This window comes from Brevibacillus sp. HB1.1 (assembly GCF_013332445.1).
In the GTDB taxonomy this organism is placed as follows: Bacteria; Bacillota; Bacilli; order Brevibacillales; family Brevibacillaceae; genus Brevibacillus; species Brevibacillus porteri.
The window spans coordinates 15769-36963 of the sequence record NZ_JABMIV010000007.1 but is presented as its reverse complement, the minus strand read 5'-3'; the positions used below and the strand labels follow the sequence as shown (position 1 = coordinate 36963).

Annotated in this window: 18 protein-coding genes; 4 read left to right on the top strand and 14 right to left on the bottom strand. The window is 44.4% G+C overall.

The annotated features are described in order from the left end of the window. The first annotated feature begins 290 nt into the window (after positions 1 to 290). A complete protein-coding gene (locus HPY27_RS18365; protein ID WP_174225654.1) occupies positions 291 to 1283 on the top strand; it encodes a GNAT family N-acetyltransferase in 993 nt (330 codons plus the stop codon). A 211-nt stretch (positions 1284 to 1494) separates the two neighbouring features. Here the strand turns inward: HPY27_RS18365 and HPY27_RS18360 are convergent, their stop codons facing one another. From HPY27_RS18360 to HPY27_RS18335, 6 genes are all read right to left on the bottom strand, one after another. Then, positions 1495 to 2658, bottom strand: a complete 1164-nt coding sequence (locus HPY27_RS18360; RefSeq protein WP_174225653.1) for a PstS family phosphate ABC transporter substrate-binding protein — start codon at positions 2656 to 2658, stop codon at positions 1495 to 1497. 81 nt (positions 2659 to 2739) lie between these two features. Further along, a complete protein-coding gene (catA, locus tag HPY27_RS18355; RefSeq protein ID WP_174225652.1) occupies positions 2740 to 3399 on the bottom strand; it encodes a type A chloramphenicol O-acetyltransferase in 660 nt (219 codons plus the stop codon). Between the two features lie 297 nt (positions 3400 to 3696). After that, a complete protein-coding gene (locus HPY27_RS18350) occupies positions 3697 to 5076 on the bottom strand; it encodes a HAMP domain-containing sensor histidine kinase (RefSeq protein ID WP_174225651.1) in 1380 nt (459 codons plus the stop codon). Next, a complete protein-coding gene (locus HPY27_RS18345; protein WP_007723834.1) occupies positions 5063 to 5770 on the bottom strand; it encodes a response regulator transcription factor in 708 nt (235 codons plus the stop codon). Before HPY27_RS18345 ends, HPY27_RS18350 begins: the two co-directional genes overlap by 14 nt. A 50-nt stretch (positions 5771 to 5820) precedes the next feature. Continuing rightward, positions 5821 to 7827, bottom strand: a complete 2007-nt coding sequence (locus HPY27_RS18340; protein ID WP_174225650.1) for a serine hydrolase domain-containing protein — start codon at positions 7825 to 7827, stop codon at positions 5821 to 5823. Between the two features lie 144 nt (positions 7828 to 7971). Further along, positions 7972 to 8388 (bottom strand): VOC family protein, encoded by a 417-nt coding sequence (locus HPY27_RS18335; protein ID WP_173624199.1) that lies wholly within the window; start codon positions 8386 to 8388, stop codon positions 7972 to 7974. A 219-nt stretch (positions 8389 to 8607) separates the two neighbouring features. Between HPY27_RS18335 and HPY27_RS18330 the strand changes: the two genes are divergently transcribed. Continuing rightward, positions 8608 to 9345, top strand: coding sequence for a cyclase family protein (locus HPY27_RS18330; RefSeq protein WP_174225649.1), 738 nt, complete (start codon positions 8608 to 8610; stop codon positions 9343 to 9345). A 74-nt stretch (positions 9346 to 9419) separates the two neighbouring features. Here HPY27_RS18330 and HPY27_RS18325 read toward each other — a convergent pair whose 3' ends face one another. Further along, positions 9420 to 10451: a LacI family DNA-binding transcriptional regulator gene (locus tag HPY27_RS18325; RefSeq protein ID WP_174225648.1), complete on the bottom strand. Its 1032-nt coding sequence runs from the start codon at positions 10449 to 10451 to the stop codon at positions 9420 to 9422. A gap of 336 nt (positions 10452 to 10787) precedes the next feature. On the opposite strand from HPY27_RS18325, the gene HPY27_RS18320 reads away from it, so the two are divergent. Beyond that, a complete protein-coding gene (locus tag HPY27_RS18320) occupies positions 10788 to 11840 on the top strand; it encodes a 2,3-butanediol dehydrogenase (RefSeq protein ID WP_026043269.1) in 1053 nt (350 codons plus the stop codon). Positions 11841 to 11944: 104 nt separating this feature from the next. On the opposite strand, the gene mleBRB is transcribed toward HPY27_RS18320, so the two are convergent. The 3 genes from mleBRB to HPY27_RS18305 all read right to left on the bottom strand — a co-directional run bounded on the left by mleBRB (position 11945) and on the right by HPY27_RS18305 (position 15373). Next, positions 11945 to 12790: a BRB family alpha/beta fold macrolide esterase gene (gene mleBRB / locus HPY27_RS18315; RefSeq protein WP_174225647.1), complete on the bottom strand. Its 846-nt coding sequence runs from the start codon at positions 12788 to 12790 to the stop codon at positions 11945 to 11947. A 382-nt stretch (positions 12791 to 13172) separates the two neighbouring features. Further along, positions 13173 to 14654, bottom strand: a complete 1482-nt coding sequence (locus tag HPY27_RS18310) for an ABC transporter ATP-binding protein (protein WP_174225646.1) — start codon at positions 14652 to 14654, stop codon at positions 13173 to 13175. Beyond that, complete coding sequence (locus HPY27_RS18305) at positions 14651 to 15373, bottom strand: energy-coupling factor transporter transmembrane component T (protein ID WP_174225645.1); 723 nt, start codon at positions 15371 to 15373, stop codon at positions 14651 to 14653. Before HPY27_RS18305 ends, HPY27_RS18310 begins: the two co-directional genes overlap by 4 nt. Positions 15374 to 15555: 182 nt before the next feature. On the opposite strand from HPY27_RS18305, the gene HPY27_RS18300 reads away from it, so the two are divergent. Continuing rightward, positions 15556 to 16530, top strand: coding sequence for a helix-turn-helix domain-containing protein (locus HPY27_RS18300; protein WP_174225644.1), 975 nt, complete (start codon positions 15556 to 15558; stop codon positions 16528 to 16530). Positions 16531 to 16575: 45 nt separating this feature from the next. Here the strand turns inward: HPY27_RS18300 and HPY27_RS18295 are convergent, their stop codons facing one another. The 4 genes from HPY27_RS18295 to HPY27_RS18280 form a co-directional block, all read right to left on the bottom strand. Next, positions 16576 to 16959 (bottom strand): DoxX family protein, encoded by a 384-nt coding sequence (locus HPY27_RS18295; RefSeq protein ID WP_106832870.1) that lies wholly within the window; start codon positions 16957 to 16959, stop codon positions 16576 to 16578. Between the two features lie 173 nt (positions 16960 to 17132). Next, complete coding sequence (locus HPY27_RS18290) at positions 17133 to 18368, bottom strand: HAMP domain-containing sensor histidine kinase (RefSeq protein ID WP_174225760.1); 1236 nt, start codon at positions 18366 to 18368, stop codon at positions 17133 to 17135. Between the two features lie 4 nt (positions 18369 to 18372). Beyond that, a complete protein-coding gene (locus HPY27_RS18285; protein WP_174225643.1) occupies positions 18373 to 19071 on the bottom strand; it encodes a response regulator transcription factor in 699 nt (232 codons plus the stop codon). 140 nt (positions 19072 to 19211) lie between these two features. Further along, positions 19212 to 21194: an ABC transporter permease gene (locus tag HPY27_RS18280; protein ID WP_174225642.1), complete on the bottom strand. Its 1983-nt coding sequence runs from the start codon at positions 21192 to 21194 to the stop codon at positions 19212 to 19214. Between the last annotated feature and the right edge of the window lies 1 nt (position 21195).

Sequence of the window (21195 nt, the reverse complement as noted above, 5' to 3'; positions counted from 1 at the left end):
ATGTTAGCACTCTCATCTCGTGAGTGCTATTCACTATTTTTATAACAGTCTTAGATTTTTCTGTCAATATGAACCAGCAGAAAGAAAAACCGCCAACTTTAACAAAATGGAATTTCATCTAGTCAACTTGGTAAAATGGCCGGGACATATTAGTAAAAAGCAGTATGGTAATAGTCTTGGTTTCACTCAAATTGAGGGTTAGATGTACTCTTGACCAGTTGGATTAAGGAAACGAATTGCAATAGATGAAGAGCAGCTTTATGATGATAAAAAACAGAGGTGTCCATTTCATGTATTTCATACCATTTACTGATGAGTTAATCTCAGAGGCTGGGCAACTATTGTCCAAACGTCATAAACTAGATCGAGAAATCCTTTCGGTACTACCAATTGAATGTGAAGATGAAAATTATGCAACGACTGCTGTTAAAACGATATGGTCAAAACCAAACAGTAGCGGAGTCGCAGCAATTGAAGATGGTAAATTAATCGGATACCTAATTGGACAAAAGATTGAAAACCCTCTTCGGGATCGACATGTCTGGATGAAGTTGGAGGGGCATGCAATTTCTCGCAATACCTCCGTTGAATTATATAGAGATCTTTATTCAGAGGCTTCTCAACTATGGGTAGATGAGGGGTATTTTAGTCATATTGCGCTAATTCCAGCCAGTCAACCGGAATTACTTCATTCTTGGTTCCGTTTAGGATTTGGCTTTGAACAAACACATGCATTACTCTCATTACTTGATCGGGAATCTCCCCTTCCCTTGAGCATTCCAGATGTTGAAATTCGCTTGGCATCCCCAGAAGACCGTAGTTTGGTAGAGGATATTGCAAATATTATTAGAACTCATCAAAATAAGGCACCCGTTTTTGGTTATTCTTTACGTGATGACCCTCAGGAATTACGTAAAGGCTATGCAGGTCTCCTTGATGATCATGATGTCGATTTCTGGATCGCCTTAAAAGATGGAAAAATTGTTTCTTTCCAAGGATATTTCCCCTTAGATAAAAGTGATGTAAATTTGAATGTACCGGATCGTTGTGTTGAATTAGGAGTTGCTGGTACTCTAGATCAATATCGCGGACAAGGTATCAATTATGCACTTACACTACATGGACTTGCCCATGCGAAGAAAAAAGGATATGTCTACTGCATGACAGATTGGAGAGAAACGAATTTACAATCTTCACGTTTTTGGCCCCGTCAAGGCTTCCTTCCTGTTTCTTACAGAGTTTCTCGCCTTATTGATAGCAGAATAACTTCGGTGATAGAGTAATTCCAAATTCCCGTCCTCTCCTATTTTGAAATACGGTATTCAAATAATCGTTTCACGAATCCGTCTAATTTTTTCAAATTTCCTTCTAAGCTGATCGGTACGGAGTGAAAGTGATAATGAACCAGTTCACGATCCCCAGATCGAAACAAAGAGAGAACGAAGAAGAAACCCTCGGGTCAATTGCCCAAGGGTCTCCTTTACATGCTGCTTATTATTTCACCGGAATATAGCCCGTTTTTTCTACTAATTCTTGTCCCTGTGGAGACAAAATCCATTCGATCAGTTTCGCTGCATTCGGATTGTCCGTCCCAGCTGTCACTGCGTAAAACTCGGCCGAAAACGGATACGCTCTGTTTTTTATCGTTTCCTTATTAGGCGCAACCCCATCAATTGCGAGTAGACGAATGTTTCCGTTTCGCACCATTTCAGTGGCATAAAACAAGAACGAGTAACCGATGGCATTCGAATAATTTTTATAGTTGGCTGTTTGCTCGATGATTCCACCCATTCCTGTTACCACGTCTTCTTGTGGCGCGGTCATGAGTTCTTTATCCCCCATGATCTTCTGCAGCATCGTCTGACTCCCGCTATTTTCTGGACGCTGAAAGGCGCGAATGCGCTCATAGCCGCCCCCGACTTCATCCCAAGAACTGATGTCTCCCACATAGATGTCCTGAATTTGCTGGGTAGTGAGTCCTTGAACAGGATTCTCTGTATGGACGAAGAAGACAAAGGCTTCCCTACCGATTGGTGTCAGCTTAAGCTCTACTCCTTTTTCTTTTGCTGCTAGGAGCTGCTCCTCAGAAGGACCTGCTACAAAGATGACATCGACCTTGCCATCCAGTAAGTTTTCGTACGCTTTTGGCGTCTTACTTACCATGACTTCGCTGTCGTAGAGGTCGTATGCCTTGTCGGGATAAACAGCCTGCACAAAGGAGGCATAGAGAGGATACAAAGCCGTCGCCCCATCTATTTTGGGCAAATCAGACTGTAACGACAGTGTCGCAGGATGATCAAGTTTATTGACCTTGGAATCTGCACCAAACGGTTTATACTGTTCCAGATCGACCTCTGCCTCACTGACCACAGGAATGCTGTTATGGTAATAGCTACTGATCTCATATCCTGCAACCGGCAGCGTACAAAAGAGAAAATAGACAAAGAGGGCTCGGTTCCATAGCCGACTCTTTTGCGGGGCGAACATTTGTCCGATGATGTAGATGATAAAAACGACCGTCGTGACAGCCACGAGAAGGGAATAAACTCTTCCCTGTGCGTTCAGGGCCGTCATTACCACCGCCACGACTCCAATCACAGTGATGATCGCACCCAAAACGATACATCCAAAGATTTTCCCTACCAATTCTTTGTTCATTCCTTCTCCTCCCAGTTCTCCTACCGTTATTATAAATGATTGGAAGAGATTAGGAAGGAGAAGCATACCAAACGAGCCAATTCACTCGACACCTAACCATTCCTTGTAATTTGTCGCCCACTTTTGCAAATCATTGATGAACAGGCTGGCGTGATATCCATCACAAACAGCATGATGGACTTGCAAAGAAACAGGCAATAACGTTTTGCCTTCTTGTTCGAAATACTTTCCACTTGTAATGATTGGCAGCAAATACCGCCCATCTCCCGAAATATTCAGATTAAACCCACTGAAGCTAACCCAGGGAATACAAGAGACAGGGAAAGTATAAGGCGGTTCCAATTCTTTCGCCACAAGACCTTTGTTGTCCCCGTACTGTTTCATATCCGCTACGTAATTTCGATAAAACACAGGGAACTCGTCAGCGAATTCCGTCCACATCGTAGAAAAAGTTTGATCGTCCTGGTGAAAAAAAGTATAGCTGGGTATCATCCTCTCCCAATAGCCCAACTCGCCATCCGCATGAAAAGAAGTTCGAAATTCACGATGCGCATTGACAACGTTTGTCACCATATACAGAAAAGCCGGATACAGCTTCATCCCCTTTTGCCGTAGAGCGGGGAGCAACTCCGTTATATCTATATTGGCAGTCATACTGAAGGTGCAATTCACTCGGTTCAGATAATGCTCGAAATAAGGCTTTCTGCTCCAATTATCTAGATCAATTCGCTGAAATTTCATTGGGTATCCCTCCTAAAATCGAAAACATGATGATTTTAGGAGGTGATTTTGCGTGTCCTTTTCATAACACCATCCCCTTCTCCAATCCTGCCTTACCCCTCCAGCATACCATTTGCATCTCTTCCTGACATCAACCTGTGTATAGCTGCAATGTTTAAGTAGAAATAGGGAAGGGTTCAACTCCCGTGCCTATACAAGCCAGTCAGTTCAGCGATATCCCGGATGGACATTGGGCTCGGGAATCCATTGATTTCATTATAAAAACGACCGTCGTTACATCCACAAGAAGAGTACCGTTCATTCAAGAGGCAAAGTTATTTTAAAAAGAGTCGTATACCGTTGATTTCTTTCCAAATGAATGGTCCCCTGATGTAACGTTATAATTTTTTTACAAATGGCTAGACCGAGTCCTGTGCTATCTTTCACAGGATTACTCCCTTTTATGAACTCTTCAAAAATGTGTTCCCTAACATTCTCTTGAACACCTATACCGTTATCACCTAACCACAGAACAACGCCAGCTTCTATTTTCTCGCATGAAACGAATAGCTGCGTTCCCGGCGGATTATATTTTAGTGAGTTTCCGATCAAATTCGTAATAACGCGGTTCATATGCATTTTGTCGAACATGACAAACAGCGGCTCCTCTGGAATTTTCACTTCCAACTGAAATCCCCTATCTTCTATTTCCGGATAAAATTCCGCAACAAGCTGCATAAACCACTTACTAATATTCACCTTTTCTTGATCCAGTCTCACGTGCTGGTCTTCCAGCTTTGCCAGTTCGAACAAATTTTGAATCAAATGGGCCATATAAGACGATTTGTCGTTAATATATTGAACATACTGACGCCTTTGCTCTTCTTCTAGCTCCGGCCTATCCAGCAACAACTGAGAATACCCGAATACAGAGGTAATCGGTGTTTTCAGATCATGAGACAAATGCAACAGCATGTTTCTTTTGTTGTTCGCTACCGCTTCTTTCTCTGCGGAGGTCTGCTGTAGTCGTTCTGCCATTCCGTTAAATGCTTCTCGGATTTCTGCAAATTCCATTTCAGCCGAAAATGTAAGCCTCTTCTGATAATTGAAGCCTTCCATCTCTTTAATGCCCTCTACAATTTGCCGGAGAGGCGTCTTCATCTTCAAGACGGAGTACCGGGTGTAGAAATAAAGGGCGATGAACAACAGAACGACAAACAACGCTATTAAGATTCCAAACGTCAATGATATAATTTCCGACCGCTCAGGAAATTTCCATAACAGAACATAGTTTTCACCCTCTGGCCCTTGCGCTCGATAGGCATGGTAGAAAATTGAATCATCATTTCGCAGTATGTCCACTTTAGCGTACAGCATTCCATCGCTATATGTCATGATATTGTCTTCCTTGTTGCCTTTTACATAGATGACTGTCCCCGATTCATCCACGATCTCGAACCAGCCGCCGTACTCGTCTAACAACCGACCATCAATCTTTTCAAAAGGGTACTGGTATATTTTACTGCCATCCACTTGGGTCAAATCGGGCGTTTTATTAAAATAGTTGTCCATCAACAGGTCTGTCCCCAAAAGAGCAACCATAATCACACATAAGAACAAACCGCTTATCACAACATAATGCCGAAAAAACAGTTGTTTTAACGGCCGCTTGTCGGGGATGCTCTCATTTTTTTTCAAAACGGTAGCCTAACCCCCTGATCGTAATAAGATAAACTGGCTTTCTTGGGTTATCCTCAATCTTCTCCCTGAGTTTGCTGATATAGACCATGATGAGGTTTTCATCCCCTATGTATTCCTGCCCCCAAACATGCTCGTAAATGGATGCTTTTGTAAAAACTCTCCCCGCATGCTTCATCAGTAAAGACAAAATCTTGAACTCGTACGATGTCACTTCTTTCTGCTGTCCATTTTTGTACAGCTTACAGCTCACCAAATCGAGCATGACATCGCCAATTTGTATGATTTCATGGTTCTGCTTTTCACCTTTAGAAAATACATCCATTCTTCTGAATAACGCTTGAACTCTGCTGACGACTTCTATGGGGTTAAAAGGCTTCCCCACATAGTCGTCAGCGCCAAGCTGCAGTCCAATAATTTTATCCATATCGTCCGATTTCGCGGACAGGAACAAAAACGGAACTTCGGAAATATGTCGCATCTTTTTTAATAACTCGTATCCATCCATCATCGGCATCATAATATCAGCAATAACCAGATCGATTTGCACGTTTGAGAATACAGCCAGCGCATCAACCCCATTACCTGCTTCATAAGTAGCAAACCCGTAATTTTTCAAATAAATACTGAGTAGTTCACGAATTTGTGCTTCATCGTCGATGATCAATATCGTTTTGATTGTACTTCCCTCCATCGCCTCATGTCGCAACGAAGCACAAACAAGAAGTCACGGCTTGTTGTACACTAAAATAATTGGTCTGCAAACCGAGATAGTAACGCAGCCGCTTCTTTCCTTACCATCGGCTGCTCTGATTTATAATCGAGACTGCCATCTCCGCCTTTCACCACTTCTGGTCCGTATAATCCTTTTGCCACTACGAAATGGACTCCCTCTAAAGCCCAAGCATCTGTCCTACCACTCAACTTGGCTTTTTTCGGCTCTGCATGAAAATAGCCAAATGCCATGCGCCATACGATGTTTGCTGCTTCTTGACGCGTCAATGGCTCGTTCGGATAAAATTTGCCACCAGCAGATGCTCTTAGTAAACCTAACTCGTAAGCTGCTTGAATTTCCCGCGCATACTTGTTACCTGAAATATCCGTGTAAATCAGTTTATGCTTTGATGGGGCAACGCCACTCCACTTGATGAACCAGCCAACAAACTCTCCTTTTGTTATCTGTTGTTCGGGCGAAAAGAGATTGTCTCCTTCCATATCAGCAAAGACACCGATCTGTCTCAGGTGATAAATATAGGACGCATATGGATGGTCATTCTCCACATCCTGATAACGTTGCGGCTCAGGCATTTTTTCTGCCCAACTATCTGTTTTTAACTCGTAATAGAAAGCCTGCACATCTCCGTGATCGTTCAGCTTAAAAGCAGCTTTACTACCTTGTTCATCCTGGAATAAGAGTGGCTCCACCTCATATAGGACATGTTCTCCCAGCGAGTCTTTTACAATGAGTTTGCCGCCTTCAGCACGTATACGAGTCGTCCACATCCGGTTTCGCAAATCGCTGTATGTCCCTTCAAACTTCGTGAGTTCTTGTTTCGCTAACGCAAACGCTCCCTTTTTCTTCTCATTTTTCGGGTAGTAATGATCCATAAACGCTTTAATCAAAGGTATACGAATTTCGTAGTCCTTATTGACTGTAACGAATACTCCCACTTTTTCTTCCGGGATCAACCACATCCCGGTATGGTATCCTTGTAAATCCCCTCCTTTTTCAATAACATATTGTCCATTGTAATTTTGCTGGTTGCCATATTCGAAACCAAGCGCCATGTTATTCAGCTTTGGATGCACGGAAAGATGAGGTCTGTGCATTTCTGCCGCCGTTTCTTCTTCCATAATCGTCGCATTCCCAAGCTTTCCTTTATTGAGATGAGCAATCATGAATTTAGCCATATCAGAACCAGTTGAGAGCATTCCGCCATCAGGAAGCTCAGTTGGTACCATTGCATAAGTCGGGATCGGCTGTCCGATAATATTATAAGGCACAGCCAACCCTTTGACTATTGATGGCGTCAGTCGAAAATCACTATTTTTCATGCCAAGCGGCTTAAAGATGCGTTCCTTCACGTATTTACCAAATGGTTTTCCTGCTACTTGTTCCACAACATAACCTTGAATGGTGAAGCCGAGGTTGTCATATCTGTAAAACTCTCCTGGCTTGCGAATGACATTTGGGAGATTGTCCATAACGTATTTCTTTAAAGAAACCTCCCGTTTCAAGTCGGTTGTTGAACCGTCAGAAGTGTCTCCAAAGTCAAATCCAGTGGCGTTCGTTAACAGATGTTTCATAGTAAGAGGAGCGCCTGTCTTATTCGGAATCCGGGCACTCCCCATATATGCGGATACATCTTTGTTCAAATCTATTTTTCCTTGCTCCGCCAATTGCATAACGGCTGTAGCTGTAATAACCTTGGATACTGACGCTACACGGAATACAGTTCGATCAGGATCGACCGGAATCTTCTTCTCTACATCCGCATATCCATACCCTTTTTTAAAAAGGACCTTGTCTCCTTTTACAACTACAAACGTAGCTCCTGCCATGTTGTTCTTAATTTCTGACTGGTTAAAAAATTCATCTGCAAATTGCTCTACCTCTCTCGGATCATCCGGCCCAGATACAGAAGATGCGAACACTTTGGTTGGAGAAACAACTCCGCTTACAAGGCTGACACTCATAGTAGTTAAAATTACAGTCGCCATTAATGTCTGTAACTTCGAAAACATTTTCATAAGATTGCTCCTCTCCTTTACCCTTATTTCCTTCTCTAGAAGAATACACAATCAGTCTTAATCGTATTTCTATACAACCTTAATAGAACATGAATTTTTTGCTTGTTCATGCAAAAACCCCTGATTTCTCAGGGGCACGCTCCTCTATTCTCTCGATATCTGTCTCATATCCATATACAACACATTCCACCGATGACCATCCAAATCAGCGAAGCCTGCCCCATACATCCCTGGACCATGTTCCCGTGGCTCACTGAAAACAGTGCCCCCAGCCTCTTTCACCTGATTCACCAATTCATCCACTTCTTCTCTGCTCTCGGCATCGATCGAAAACAACACTTCCGTTCCGCGCTTTGTATCTGCCAGCTCATTTTGCGTAAAGGTTTGGAAGGTAGCCTCTGGAAACAGCATAATGAGCATGTTTTTCTCACCAATCACCAAGCCCGCCATCTCTTTGCTATTCTCATGGCGAGGATGAAAAGAGAATCCGAGTGCGGCAAAAAATGATTTGGACTTTTCGAGGTCCTTGACGGGCAAATTGATCCAAAGCTCTTTTGTCATGGGAATTTCTCCTTCGCGTTTTGTTTGGATGATACTCATTCTTCTCCTTTAAAGCATAGCAGAATCATGCTCGAACGCTTCTTCTCGATTGCTATTTTTTGTTAAATCATTCATCCATATCATTTCCGATATTGACACTCGGAATTAGAACCGATAAAGTATTGGATAAACTCGGTTTTACTAGCGCGAAAATTCAATAAACATTAACGAGGTGGGCACATGGCAAACGAGCTGATTCAAGCAATTACCCTGTTAAAACAAAAAGAATGGGTGGATCTCACGCACACATTCGGTCCGGAATCTCCGCACTTCCACGCCTTTGACGCCGCCGAATTCCAAACGCTGTTCACGCATGACGACGGCTTCTTTGCTCAGCGCTTCTCATTTCCTGGACAGTACGGTACGCACTTGGATGCACCGATTCACTTTGTGCGCAACAAGCGTTATCTAGACGAGATCGAACTGAAGGAACTCGTAGTGCCACTCGTCGTCATCGACAAATCAAAAGAAGCCGAAGCCAACAACGACTATTCACTTTCCGTGGAAGACATTTTGCATTTTGAAATCGAGCATGGTCAAATCGAGAGCGGCTCCTTCGTCGCCTTGCGTACAGATTGGAGCAAGCGCTGGCCAGATGTGGAAGCCTTCAACAACAAGGATGCAGATGGTAACAATCACGCTCCTGGCTGGTCATTGGAGGCTTTGAAATTTTTGTTCGAGGAAAGACAAATCAAAGCAGTCGGTCACGAAACCTTCGATACAGATGCGACTATCGATTACCGAAAAAACGGAGCGCTTTTGGGTGAGTATTTCGTGCTCGATCAAGACACCTATCAAGTAGAGCTACTCAAAAATCTCGATAAGCTCCCGGCCAAAGGTGCTGTTATTGTAAATATTACACCGAAGCCTGAAAAAGCCTCAGGGTTTCCTGTTCGTTCGTTTGCGATTTTGCCTTAATTCAAAAGCCGAGGAAACGCCAGGTATCATCACCGATCACCTGTCTTTCACTCGGCTTTTCCTCTGAAAATGCCCTACGAATCCAACGAGGATTTGCGGATAACCGCCACACTGGAATCCCTTACAATCAGCCGCGGCTCGAACTGTACGCGTTCGTACGCTCCTGCCCCCTGCTCACGAATCCGTTTCAGCAAAAGCTCAGTCGCCAGCCGTGCCACCTCTTCCCCCATGATCGAAACAGAACTGATCTGCGGAGTCGTAATCGTCGTCCACACATTGTTGTCAATTCCCACGACCGCGACATCTTCTGGTACGCGAACGCCGAGCTCCTTGAACCGATTCACGATCCCGATTGCCACCATGTCATTGACCGCATAGATAGCATCCGGCATGTTTTTCAGGCTAAAAAAGTAATCGGCAGCACGAAGGCCCGTCTCAAACGAGAAGTCCTCACCAAAATACACCAGCGAAGGATCGACGTGCTGAAGTGACGCCTCATAGGCAAAATACCGCTCCTCGATCTTGTCCTTCGGCGCACCAGCGTATGCGATTCGCGTACGGCCAATTTTGATCAGATGCTCCATGACGAGTCGCCCTTCTTGACGGGCCATGCTGACCACATCTGCTTTCACACTATCTTCAAGCTTTTTTCCATAGTTAATAATCGAAACGGGAACACTCGCTTTGTTAATCATCTGGACCAACGTCTTCGGATAGGCGAGTGGCATGATAATCAGCCCGTCTACATGCAGCTTTTTGACCTCACGCACAGTCTCAAGCTCCATTCGGGCATTTCCTGCTGTATTAATTTGTACGACACGGTAGCCATGCTGCTTGGCCGCTTGCTCGACCGACCAAGCGATATCTGGAATGATCGCATTGCGAATGTCAGGGACAGCCAGTGCGATTTGATAGGTTTGGCGCACCTTAAGACTTTGCGCAGAAGTGTTCGGAATAAACCCCAGCTCGTCGATCACCTGCAAAATCAACGCTTTCGTCTTCGGACTGATCCCCCCACTGTCATTGATGGCCCTCGATACCGTTGCGATTCCTACGCCCGCCTTCTTCGCTACGTCTTCTATTGTCACTTTATTTTTTGTATCCAACGCCTTGCTTTCCTTTCCATATCGGAATCGTTTTCTATGTTTCCGAGCAAAATGTGTTTTCCTACCGCTATTATAGCATACACAAAACCAAGGGTAACGAGGCGTGAGCAAAACATGGCAGGCAATTGCGTACCTGTTGCACAACACGTATACATCTTCTCAACTTTGCTAGAATCAGCATCCTTCCCTCAACCGATTGCACACCCACCACAACTCTTGCCTAGGAAATCAAATTGACAAGATGCCAAACTTATGACATATTATTTTTCGGAAACGTTTCCTATTTTACTCGCTGAATTTCATATAGAATCCAAATCAAACGAGGAGATGGCAGATATGAAAGCGTTACGTTGGCACGGTTTGAAAGACCTCCGTATGGAAACCATTTCGGAACCGATTGCGTCCAAAGGTAAAGTGAAAATCAGAGTCGAGTGGTGCGGTATTTGCGGAAGCGACTTGCATGAATACGTTGCTGGCCCGATCTTCATCCCACAGGGAGCTGAACATCCGCTTACAAGCGAAAAAGCCCCGATTGTAATGGGGCATGAATTTTCCGGACAAGTGGTGGAAATCGGGGAAGGCGTGAACACCATCAAGGTTGGCGATCGCGTCGTTGTCGAGCCGGTTTTCGCATGCGGAACATGCGCTGCGTGCAGACAAGGCAAATACAATCTTTGTGAAAAAATGGGCTTCCTCGGTCTGGCCGGCGGTGGCGGTGGCTTCTCGGAATACGTGGCTTGCGATGAGCACATGGTTCACAAAATCCCAGACAGTCTCTCTTATGAGCAAGGCGCTCTTGTGGAGCCATCTGCCGTAGCCCTTTACGCTGTCCGTTCAAGTCAGTTGAAAGCTGGCGACAAAGCTGTCGTATTCGGTGCCGGTCCTATCGGCTTGCTTGTTATTGAAGCACTGAAAGCAGCAGGTGCGGCTGAGATTTATGCAGTGGAGCTGTCCCCCGAACGTAAAAACAAGGCAGCTGAGCTGGGCGCCATCGTCATCGATCCAAAAGAATACGACGTAGTCCAGGAAATTCACAACCGAACAAATGGCGGCGCAGATATCGCCTTTGAAGTCACAGGCGTGCCTCCGGTCCTCACGCAAGCCATCGAATCTACCAAAATCGCTGGACAAATCATGATCGTCAGCATCTTCGAAAGAGAAGCGTCAATCAAACCGAACCACATCGTCATGAAAGAGCGCAACATGACAGGTATCATCGGCTACCGCGACGTTTTCCCTGCTGTCATCAGCCTGATGGAAAAGGGCTTCTTCCCGGCAGACAAGCTGGTCACCCAGCGCATCAAGCTCGACGACATCGTGGAGCATGGTTTTGAAGCACTGCTGAAAGAGAAAAACCAGGTAAAAATTCTCGTTAGCCCGAGAGCATAAGCAAAAACGATTCCAAGAAAATACACCATTCCGCTACAAAAAAACGGAGAGAAAGCAGGGTTCATTCCTGTTTTTAACTCCGTTTTTTCTGGAGGATGTGTAATTTACGCTTCCATTTCTTGCGTATGCTTCAAAATCGCTTCGATGACAACATCCCAATCCCCATGTGGAAGCTCATGCCCTGTCCCTTCCAACGCGAGCAAGACTGCACCTGGAATAGTGTCCGCAAGATGTAAGGCATGCGCGAAAGGGATGAGCAGATCTTCTGTACCGTGAATCACGAGTGCTGGCACAGCGATTTCACCTGTCCGCATCAAGTACGTTTCACTGGCCGTCACAAAGGCGTGGTTGTTCTTACTCGCATAATGGCTGCTTCTGGCGATATCGATTTGGGCCAATTCACGAACGCGTGCCTCATCAAAAGGATACTTGGAACCGATCAAAACTTTCGAACTCGCCACGGCAACCTCTAAAACCTCCTGTTCGTCCTCCCAGTTGATTTCTCCCATATTGCTGAAAAACTCCATCAGCTTCTCATCAATTGGCGGGAGGTCAGGGGCAAAATTCGACGTTGCATGCAAGATGATCGTGCGAACTCTTTCGGGATGTCGCAATGCAATGATTTGCGTCAACATTCCGCCCATGGACATACCAACGATGTGCGCCTGCTGTACATTAAATGCATCTAGGACGTGAACAGCGTCATCCGCCATATCTTCAAATGTATAGCCTGGTTGCCCAACCTCGTAGGTCGTGGAGCGTCCGACATCCCGATTATCAAAACGAATAACAAAGCGTCCAGCATCGGCTATTCGCTGACAAAATTCTTCCTCCCACCAAAGCATGGACATCTGGGCTCCCATAATCAGCAAAATCGCCGGATCTGTGGGCTTCCCAAAGCTTTCCGCACATATTTCTACACCGTTCACTTTTAAAATCTGTTCTGCCATTGTATGTTTTCCTCCTCAACGAATGGAAATAAAAAAACACAGGCTAGACTGCCTGTGCTTACGTCATCGAAAAAGGAAGAAGAAACGAAAACCATAAAATCAGATATCAAAATCTGATTGTACAAAGATTGGTTCCATTCTCTTCGCAGATCATGCAAATAGAGGAGGTCATCACGCTTGCCTTCCTCACTCCATTTGCCCATGATTCAATTGGGTTACCGTAGCGGCAATCCATTTTTCGATTCGTATGCACACAACATAGCCTTTTCACGCTATTTCATTGATTGTGTTGTGCGAATAAAGTATCGAAAAATTAATTTGCCACACGTACCCCTCCGTCCCTGATAAGTTGTGACCATCCTACCACATGCTTTTTCTTCTGTCAACGATTGGCAGTTTCAACGGTTGTTCGTATCCCTAGCTCCGCAAAAATCGTTTCAACATCTCGGGTAAGCCGCAACTCAACCACTTGATCACATGCCAGCTTAGAAAGAATCTGGTCATGCGTGATCATGACGACCGTTTTGCCTGCTTCAGCCAGCTGTTTCACCCATGCGGCCACCTTCAGCACTCCATCGCCGTCAAGTCCGCTTGTCGGTTCATCCAGCACAATCAGTTCTGCGTCAGAGCAATAAGCGGCTGCCATCGTGACTCGCTGCTTCTCTCCACCGGATAATGACGCCGGATGCCGATCGCGAAGCTCGCGCAAACCGAAAGCATCCATCGCTTCATACGCCTTTTCGCGGAGCTCTTCATTCAAGATTTTTCCCAACACGATTTCGTTTCCGACACTATCTGCGTAGAGCTGGTAGTCCGCATCCTGCATCACCAAATAGCTGACAGCTCGTCTTTTGCTAGCGGACAGTGAACGACCTTGGCTGACAATCGTTCCTTTTCGCTCACGAAGAAGACCACATAAAATTTTGCATAGCGTCGTCTTGCCCGTACCGTTTTCTCCAGTCAACGCTGTTACACTCCCCTGTGGAAGCGAGATGTCGATATCGGTGATTCCGTCGTTTTTCTTTTTATAAAAATAGCTAAGCCCTCTTCCTTCCACCATGAATTCGGACATTTCTGGCTGTTCACGTTTCTTCACTGTCTCGGGAAGCGTCATGTCAGGATGGCGCAGACCATACATACGCACGTCATCATGAGACAACTGGCAGAACTCGTCCTTCGTCCACGTACGTGCGATTTTGCCATTTTCCATGCAAACAAACAAATCGACAACGGGTAGAAAAGGAACGAGCCGATGCTCGCTGATGAGCAGGGTGGTACCGTCTTGCTTGAGCTTGCTTACGATTTCAATCAGGTTTTGCGTAGAGGAAGCGTCCAGATTCGCAGTAGGCTCATCCAGCAAAAGAAGTGGCGGTGTCAAAACCGATGCGGCCGCTATCGCTACCCGTTGCTTTTGCCCGCTGGACAGCTTATGTAAAGAGGTATCGAGCAAGTGGGAAATCCCGAGCTGGCTCGCCTGCCTATCCATCCGGCTTCGAATCTCGTCTGATGCCATGCCGATATTTTCTGCGGAAAACGCCAGCTCATCCCGGACGGTTTCCATAAAAAATTGGCTGCGGGGGTCTTGAAATACGACGCCCATTAGCCGGGTACGTTCCTCGGGCAGCATGCTCGCAGGACTTTTGCCGCCAACGCTTACCTCACCCGTGAGACGTCCGGCATAAAAATTCGGTGCGAGACCATTGACCAGCCTCATAATCGTACTCTTGCCGCAGCCAGACCGCCCACATAGTACGACACACTGTCCAGCTTTTACAGATAGGCTTATCTTTTTCACGCCGGTCTCCGTGTCATGTCCCCCATCTTCCTGACCATAATGAAACGTAACATCGTTTAGCTCGATCACGAAATCATCCCTCCTGTCCAGTAAATTGCTGAGCCTATCAGCGCATACAGCCCTACGACGATGCCATCCATGATCTTGAAGCCAACTGGATAGATAGAGGTCCGCGCGTTTGTGCACTCGATGCCGCGGAGCTCAGCAGACGACGCCAGTTCTGACGACAGCTTCAGGCAACGGACGACCAACGGCATAAAAAAACACTCGTAGGCCATGGCCGGATGCTTCAGTACGCTGTACCAATGCGGAAAAATCCCTCTGGCGCGAATACCGTCACGAATCGCTTTCATTTCCAAAATGACCACGGGGAAAAAACGGATCAAAATGCATATCATCACCAAAATCGGTTTGGGGACTGACATCTTCTCAAACGCACTCATGATACTACCAGGTGGCGTATAGATCAGAACCGTGCCGATCATGATGACAGGCATCATTCTCACCATCGTGTAGACAATGAGCTTCATCGTTCCCAATGCCAACGCATTCGGCATGAAAAACACAAAAGCCATGCACAGGCAATAGAACACAACCAGTTGAAACGCCTTTCTGGACAGGTGATTCCATACCAAGTACACTACACTTAATGCCACCAGTAAGTGCACCTGTATATCATCACGAACGGTCATGGCCAAGATACTCGCTATTACCAGCACTAACAGATGCGTTCTGGGACCGAGACGTCTCGTACGCGCTGTTTCTTTTTCATAAGCTTTTTCCTTCATCCGACAAACACCCCTACAACCGAGATCACACACAACCTGATAAAGGGGACATGGAACATTGCTGAAGTCCTCCTTACAAATCGTAATGATAATGATGATCATAATCTCTAGCAATACGACAGGTAGACATACGTCTTTTCGAAGTATGTTTTCGTCCGATCACGGCATGGGTGGTGACTATAATGAAAGATATTTTGACGGAACTGCATACGCCGTGTTTAATGCAATGCGGCTTTTATCGTGACGACGACCACGGTCCATACAGTCGCGAGGGTGTTTGCTTTTCTGTTTTGCCAGAGAAAGGGCAGGGGCGCTACTGGACTTATACCCGTGACAACCTGTTTTCGATTTCGATCCAAGATTTCGTCTTTTACGAGGATTTGTTTCTGGAGTTCCAGCAACCCAAGTACCTGAGCTTCAATTATTACGATTCCGTCTCTGGCGAAGAATTCAACCCATATAAACGATTGTCATGCGGCTGCATCCGCGTCCATATCGGCTATAACAATTTGTATCGGGCCAGCTATCGCAAAAACATTCCGATTCGCTCTACGGCTATTGAAATCATGCCGGAGTATTATGAGGATTATTTGAAAAGCAAATATCCAGTAGAGTATAAGGATCTGCGCTCGTCCTTTATTACGGTAGATGGGATGACGAATTTCGCGGAGCTTGTTTTCGTGCTCCGACAGATACGGAATTTTCGGGGAACGGGAATTGCCGCAAAGCTGTACTACGAGGGAAAAGTCGCAGAAGCAGTATCACTGATCGTGGAGAAAGCCAAAGCACACAAAAAAACGCATCCAACCAAAAGCATATCCCAACAGGACTTGGACGGCCTGACAGCTGTGACCGCCTACATTGACGATCACTTCGCATCCGAAATACACTTGGAGCACCTCGCCCGGATCGCCTGCATGGGACTCACCAAGCTGAAATACACCTTTAAGCAAGCGAACCAATGCACCATCACCGCATATATCCAAAACAAGCGAATGAATCACGCCGAGCAACTGCTTACGAGCACCGATTTACACATTAATCAGATTGCGTATATCGTGGGCTACCATAACTCCAGTCGCTTCTCCCAGCTGTTTCGCAAAAGCACCGGGTTGTTGCCCAACGAATACCGGAGACTCACGGTTATAACTAAATAGCATTATGGAAAAAGCTGTAGCCGATGATGTGGCTACAGCTTTGCACTAAATAAACAGTTTTCGCACTCGCTCATCCCGCAGCCACAATCCGCCCCACATCAAAATTGCGAGGTAGACAGCAAACAACGTATGGGAAAAGAGTGGCGCGTCTACACGGATCTGGGTAGCGATGACCCCACCGAAAAATCCAGTTAACAGAAGTGCACCCAAAACTGCTGTCCGTGGTATCGCATACAACACCGTTGATACAAGGGCGAGAATTCCAATCACGCCAATGTGATGCTCCGCATAGCCGAGTACGAGAGTTCCCTCTACGACAGGAGCAGGCTGGATGAGTTTGAATACGCCGTCAAAAAGCATAAAAAGAATGACAAGTCCGCTCATAATCCGTGCAATCCACAGACGTGTTTTGGAAATTTGACTCCGCATGGGGGTCCCACCTTTCATTTTTTTCCTAAGCAGATCGTAGCACAATCAAAGCGGCGACATTTCTTCTGTATTGCTCTTTTGAGGATCTCCTCATCAGGTCAATAAAAAAGATGACCCCTGTGAAATTCAGAAGTCATCGTTACGCATAAGGAACAATTTTATTTCTTCTGTCCCTAAAATTTTATAAAGGTAATCGTAAATTTTGTATAGCTACTTCTCTCACTCTCCACTTTAATCAAGGCATGATGTGCTTCGATAATGGCTTTGACCAGCGCCAATCCAATCCCTGACGAGTCATGCTTCTTTGAACCTCTTGCTTTGTAAAATCGATCGAAAATATGCGGCAATTCCTCAGTTGCAATTCCTTCCCCAAAGTCTTGAATCACCAATTCTGTAAAGATCGGCGTATCTTTGACTTGAATCATGATTTTACTATCAGGTTTGGAATGCTCGATCGCATTCTTCAGCAGGTTTAACAAAGCTTCCTGCATCCATAGTTTATCGTGAACAACGATTATTTCCTCCGGGGCATCCCAGTCAATCGAAATATGTTTATCACTGATCATGCTCGCCAAACGATCCAATACTTCCTCGATGGTCTCCACCAAATTTGCTGGTTCTTTATCAAATGATATGGCTCTGGCGTCGATTTTCGCTACCTTTAGCAAATTTTGAATCAAGACATTCATTCTCGAGATTTGAACTTCATTGTTTTGCAGTAGTTGAACTTGCTGCTGTCTGGGCAACTCTGTATTCAACATCATTTCATTGTAGATGGATATTGTGGAAAGAGGCGTTTTTAATTGATGGGAGATATCTTGCAGCATTTGTCCTAAAAACTCTTTCTCTTCCAGTAGATCCTGCATGCTTTTTCTAATAATATCTTTCATAGAACGAAAGGAAGCCGCTAGTTTGGCGAGATCCCCTTCTTTATTTTCGTTGATGACAACCGAGTAATCCCCATCGATTATTTTTTTGGCTGCGGAAGTAAGTTGTCTAATTTTATGGAAGACCAACTTATGCTGCATATAACTTACCCCAAACAGCATCAATCCGAAACAAAGCAATCCCCAAATAATAAATTGATTATGGCTGAAAATATGTTGATTTAAAAGCGGAAAAAGCTCTGTTTCCAAATCTTCATATAATCCGTACTGCCTAAATATCTCTCTTCCTTTTTCCTGATACTCACTTGAATCAGAAGTGTGCATCGTTATGACTTTCATAATTTCTGCTTCATTCTCGGGATTTAGTTCAACCAATCTAGCAGTAATTTCACCCCAGCTTGAAATGTAATCGCGTTTCAAATCATCATAAAACATTTGATGTGCAATAAACTGGTAAATGGTAAATAGAGATAACAGAACAGCCAGTATCGTTATATACCCTTTCCATTCGGTATTCTTCATCATCTTACTCTCTGTTCACATCCTTATTCCACCGATAACCCAATCCTCTTTGGGTGACGATAAACTGTGGATTCTTGGGGTCATCTTCAACTTTGTCTCTTAAACGCTTAATGTATACAGATAACGTGTTTTCATCAAAAAAAGCATCTTCTCCTTCCGATACTTTCATGAGGATCTCATCTCTTTTTAGAGCTTTATGAGGGTTCATCATGAAAGTTAGCAGAAGCTTATATTCTAGATTCGTTAATGGAATATTTTCATGATTTTTATAAGCCTTGATTAGGTTCGTATCGATTTTTACATTCTCAGACGCTAAGATCATGGGAGAAGTTTCCGACCGCCTTTGTTTGCGCATTTGCACTTTCACTCTGGACATGAGTTCCTTGACTCGAAAAGGTTTCGTTATATAATCGTCCCCACCAATATCCAGACCCATTACCACATTTGCTTCTTCATCCAGCGCGGTTAAGAAAATAATAACCGCTGACTCTTTTTGTTTTTTGAAATGCAGACATAAATCATAGCCGTTTCCATCTGGAAGGCCAATATCGAGGATAGTCAAATCAAAAGTATGATGATCAAACTCGTGTTTCGCTTCTTTTACGCAAGAGGCTCTGACCACCTCATAGCCTTCATTCTTCAATGAAAATTCGATGGCTAGACCGAGAGCTTCATCATCTTCAACAAGCAAAATTTTATTCAAGAAGTCCCCTCCTTTTGACCAATCCGAATAGCCCGACTATCAAATAGCCAGGCCTTTTTCTGTGAAAAACGTCTCAACGCTTTTCATAAAAAGTGGGTGTGACCGCTTGCGGTCAGCAAAACAGTCATGACCGTTTTTTATTATTGTTCCCTGATAATATCGATAATATTATCTTTTTGAATTTTTCTCAGTGGGATTAGAACCGCTAAAAAACTGATGAACAAAGCGGAAACAAATGTAATGATACAAGCTTCATAGGGGATCATCCATTCGATCCTCACGATACCAGAAACAGCCAAATAGATAATATAAGAAAGTATACAACCGAAAAAGATCCCTTGCAAACTTCCCGAAAAACCGTAAATCAGCGCTTCATAGATGATCATTTTTTTCAAATCCCTTTGTGACATGCCTATGGATTTTAACGCAGCCAATTCTTTTCGCCTGATGATAATGCTGATCGTAATCGTATTGAGGATATTGAGACTGCCAATCAAAGAAATGACCGCAATGAAACTATAGACCAGCACTTTTATTACCAGCTCAGAATCCCTCTTTACTTTATTCTCATCCATGTGATTCGCAATAGTAATGGAGTGTTTGATTCCGACAGTCTGCTTGATGTCAGCAACAGTAGCAGAAGACTGAGTTGCATCCTTCAAATTGATTTCAAAACGGTAGTCCTGTTCCTTCACTTCGGATATATTTTCAAGCGACTTCAATCGCTCCAAAATTTGCTGTCTTTCTACGGAAGAATCCTCTTTATCCTGTTCCAGATAGATGGTCAGATCCGATGTAGCGGATAAATCTTTCACATACTTGGATGCAAAGGCGATATCCATCAAAGACGAGAAAGTAATAAACAATACGCTGGATATAATGATGGATAGAATCGTAATGGAATACCGATTTTTATTTCTTTTGACATTTTTCAAGGCCAGGCTCAAAGGAAAAGAGAAAGGCTTTTTCAACACGTCTTTGTTATGTTTTTTGATCGCCTCTTTCTTAATGGATAACCTGCTGCTGATTGCCAGCAAAGGGGATATTCTGCCAGCAAAAAAAGCCGGGTAATAACTGGACCCTAATACGGCGGTCAGGGTAATGATCGAACTGATGAATAAAATCTGCCAATCGATATGAAAAAAAGAAACACCTGCACTATCTTCTAAAAGGATCGAGAAGATGAATTGGAGAGCAGCAACCGCTAATATGCTGCATACTAGCCCAATCGGTATGGCGATGACAGCCATCACTGCTGCTTCTCTCATCACGATTTGTCTAATTTGCTTTCGTGTAGCACCGATGCTTCGGAGCAAGCCGAATTGCTTCATCCGCTCTACAACGCTGATTTGAAAAGCATTGTAAATCACAACAACCGTCGCGATCACAACAATACTGACGACGATGACGAGCATGGCAAAAATCGATTGGTTCGATCCCGGTTTCAAAACTTTGATCAATTCGTCATTGATCACAATATTCTCGTCTTGCGTAAGTGATTTTATTTCCTCTACAACCTCTTGAAAGTCCGCTTTCTCGTTTATTTCGAGTAAAATCCTGCCTTCGCCAATAGCGAAATCACGTTTATAGGTTAAGAAACGGCCCTCTTTATTCTTCTGAGTGAACGCGCGATTATCCAGCAACCCAACCAGTTGATAGGTTTTACCATCCAATTCAAATGAGTCGCCGATCTGAAGACGATTTTTTATAGAAGGAAGCACCCATGAATCAACAACTGCTTCCTGATCATTGGTTGGTAATTTACCATCAGCGAGGCTGTACGTTAAAAACTCCAAGGCGCGATGATCGGCGAAATTCATTTGCACCGAAACTTCTCCAACTGGAACAATGTTGCCTTGAGACATCAAACCAAACGATTCAATCTGGGGATTATATTTGATTTTATTTAATAACGCATTATCGTAATTGGAAATACCGACATGAAAAGAATGCCCGTTTATCTTTTTAATGTTCTCAATTTGGGAGATTTGTGATCCTTTCATAAAAAGGCCGATCGTGGAAATTAACGCTACAGAGAGTATGATTCCGACCAAGGTCAAAATGGTTCGTTTTATATTCCCTTTTAAATACTTGCTGCTTAATTGTTTATAACTGCTGATCAAA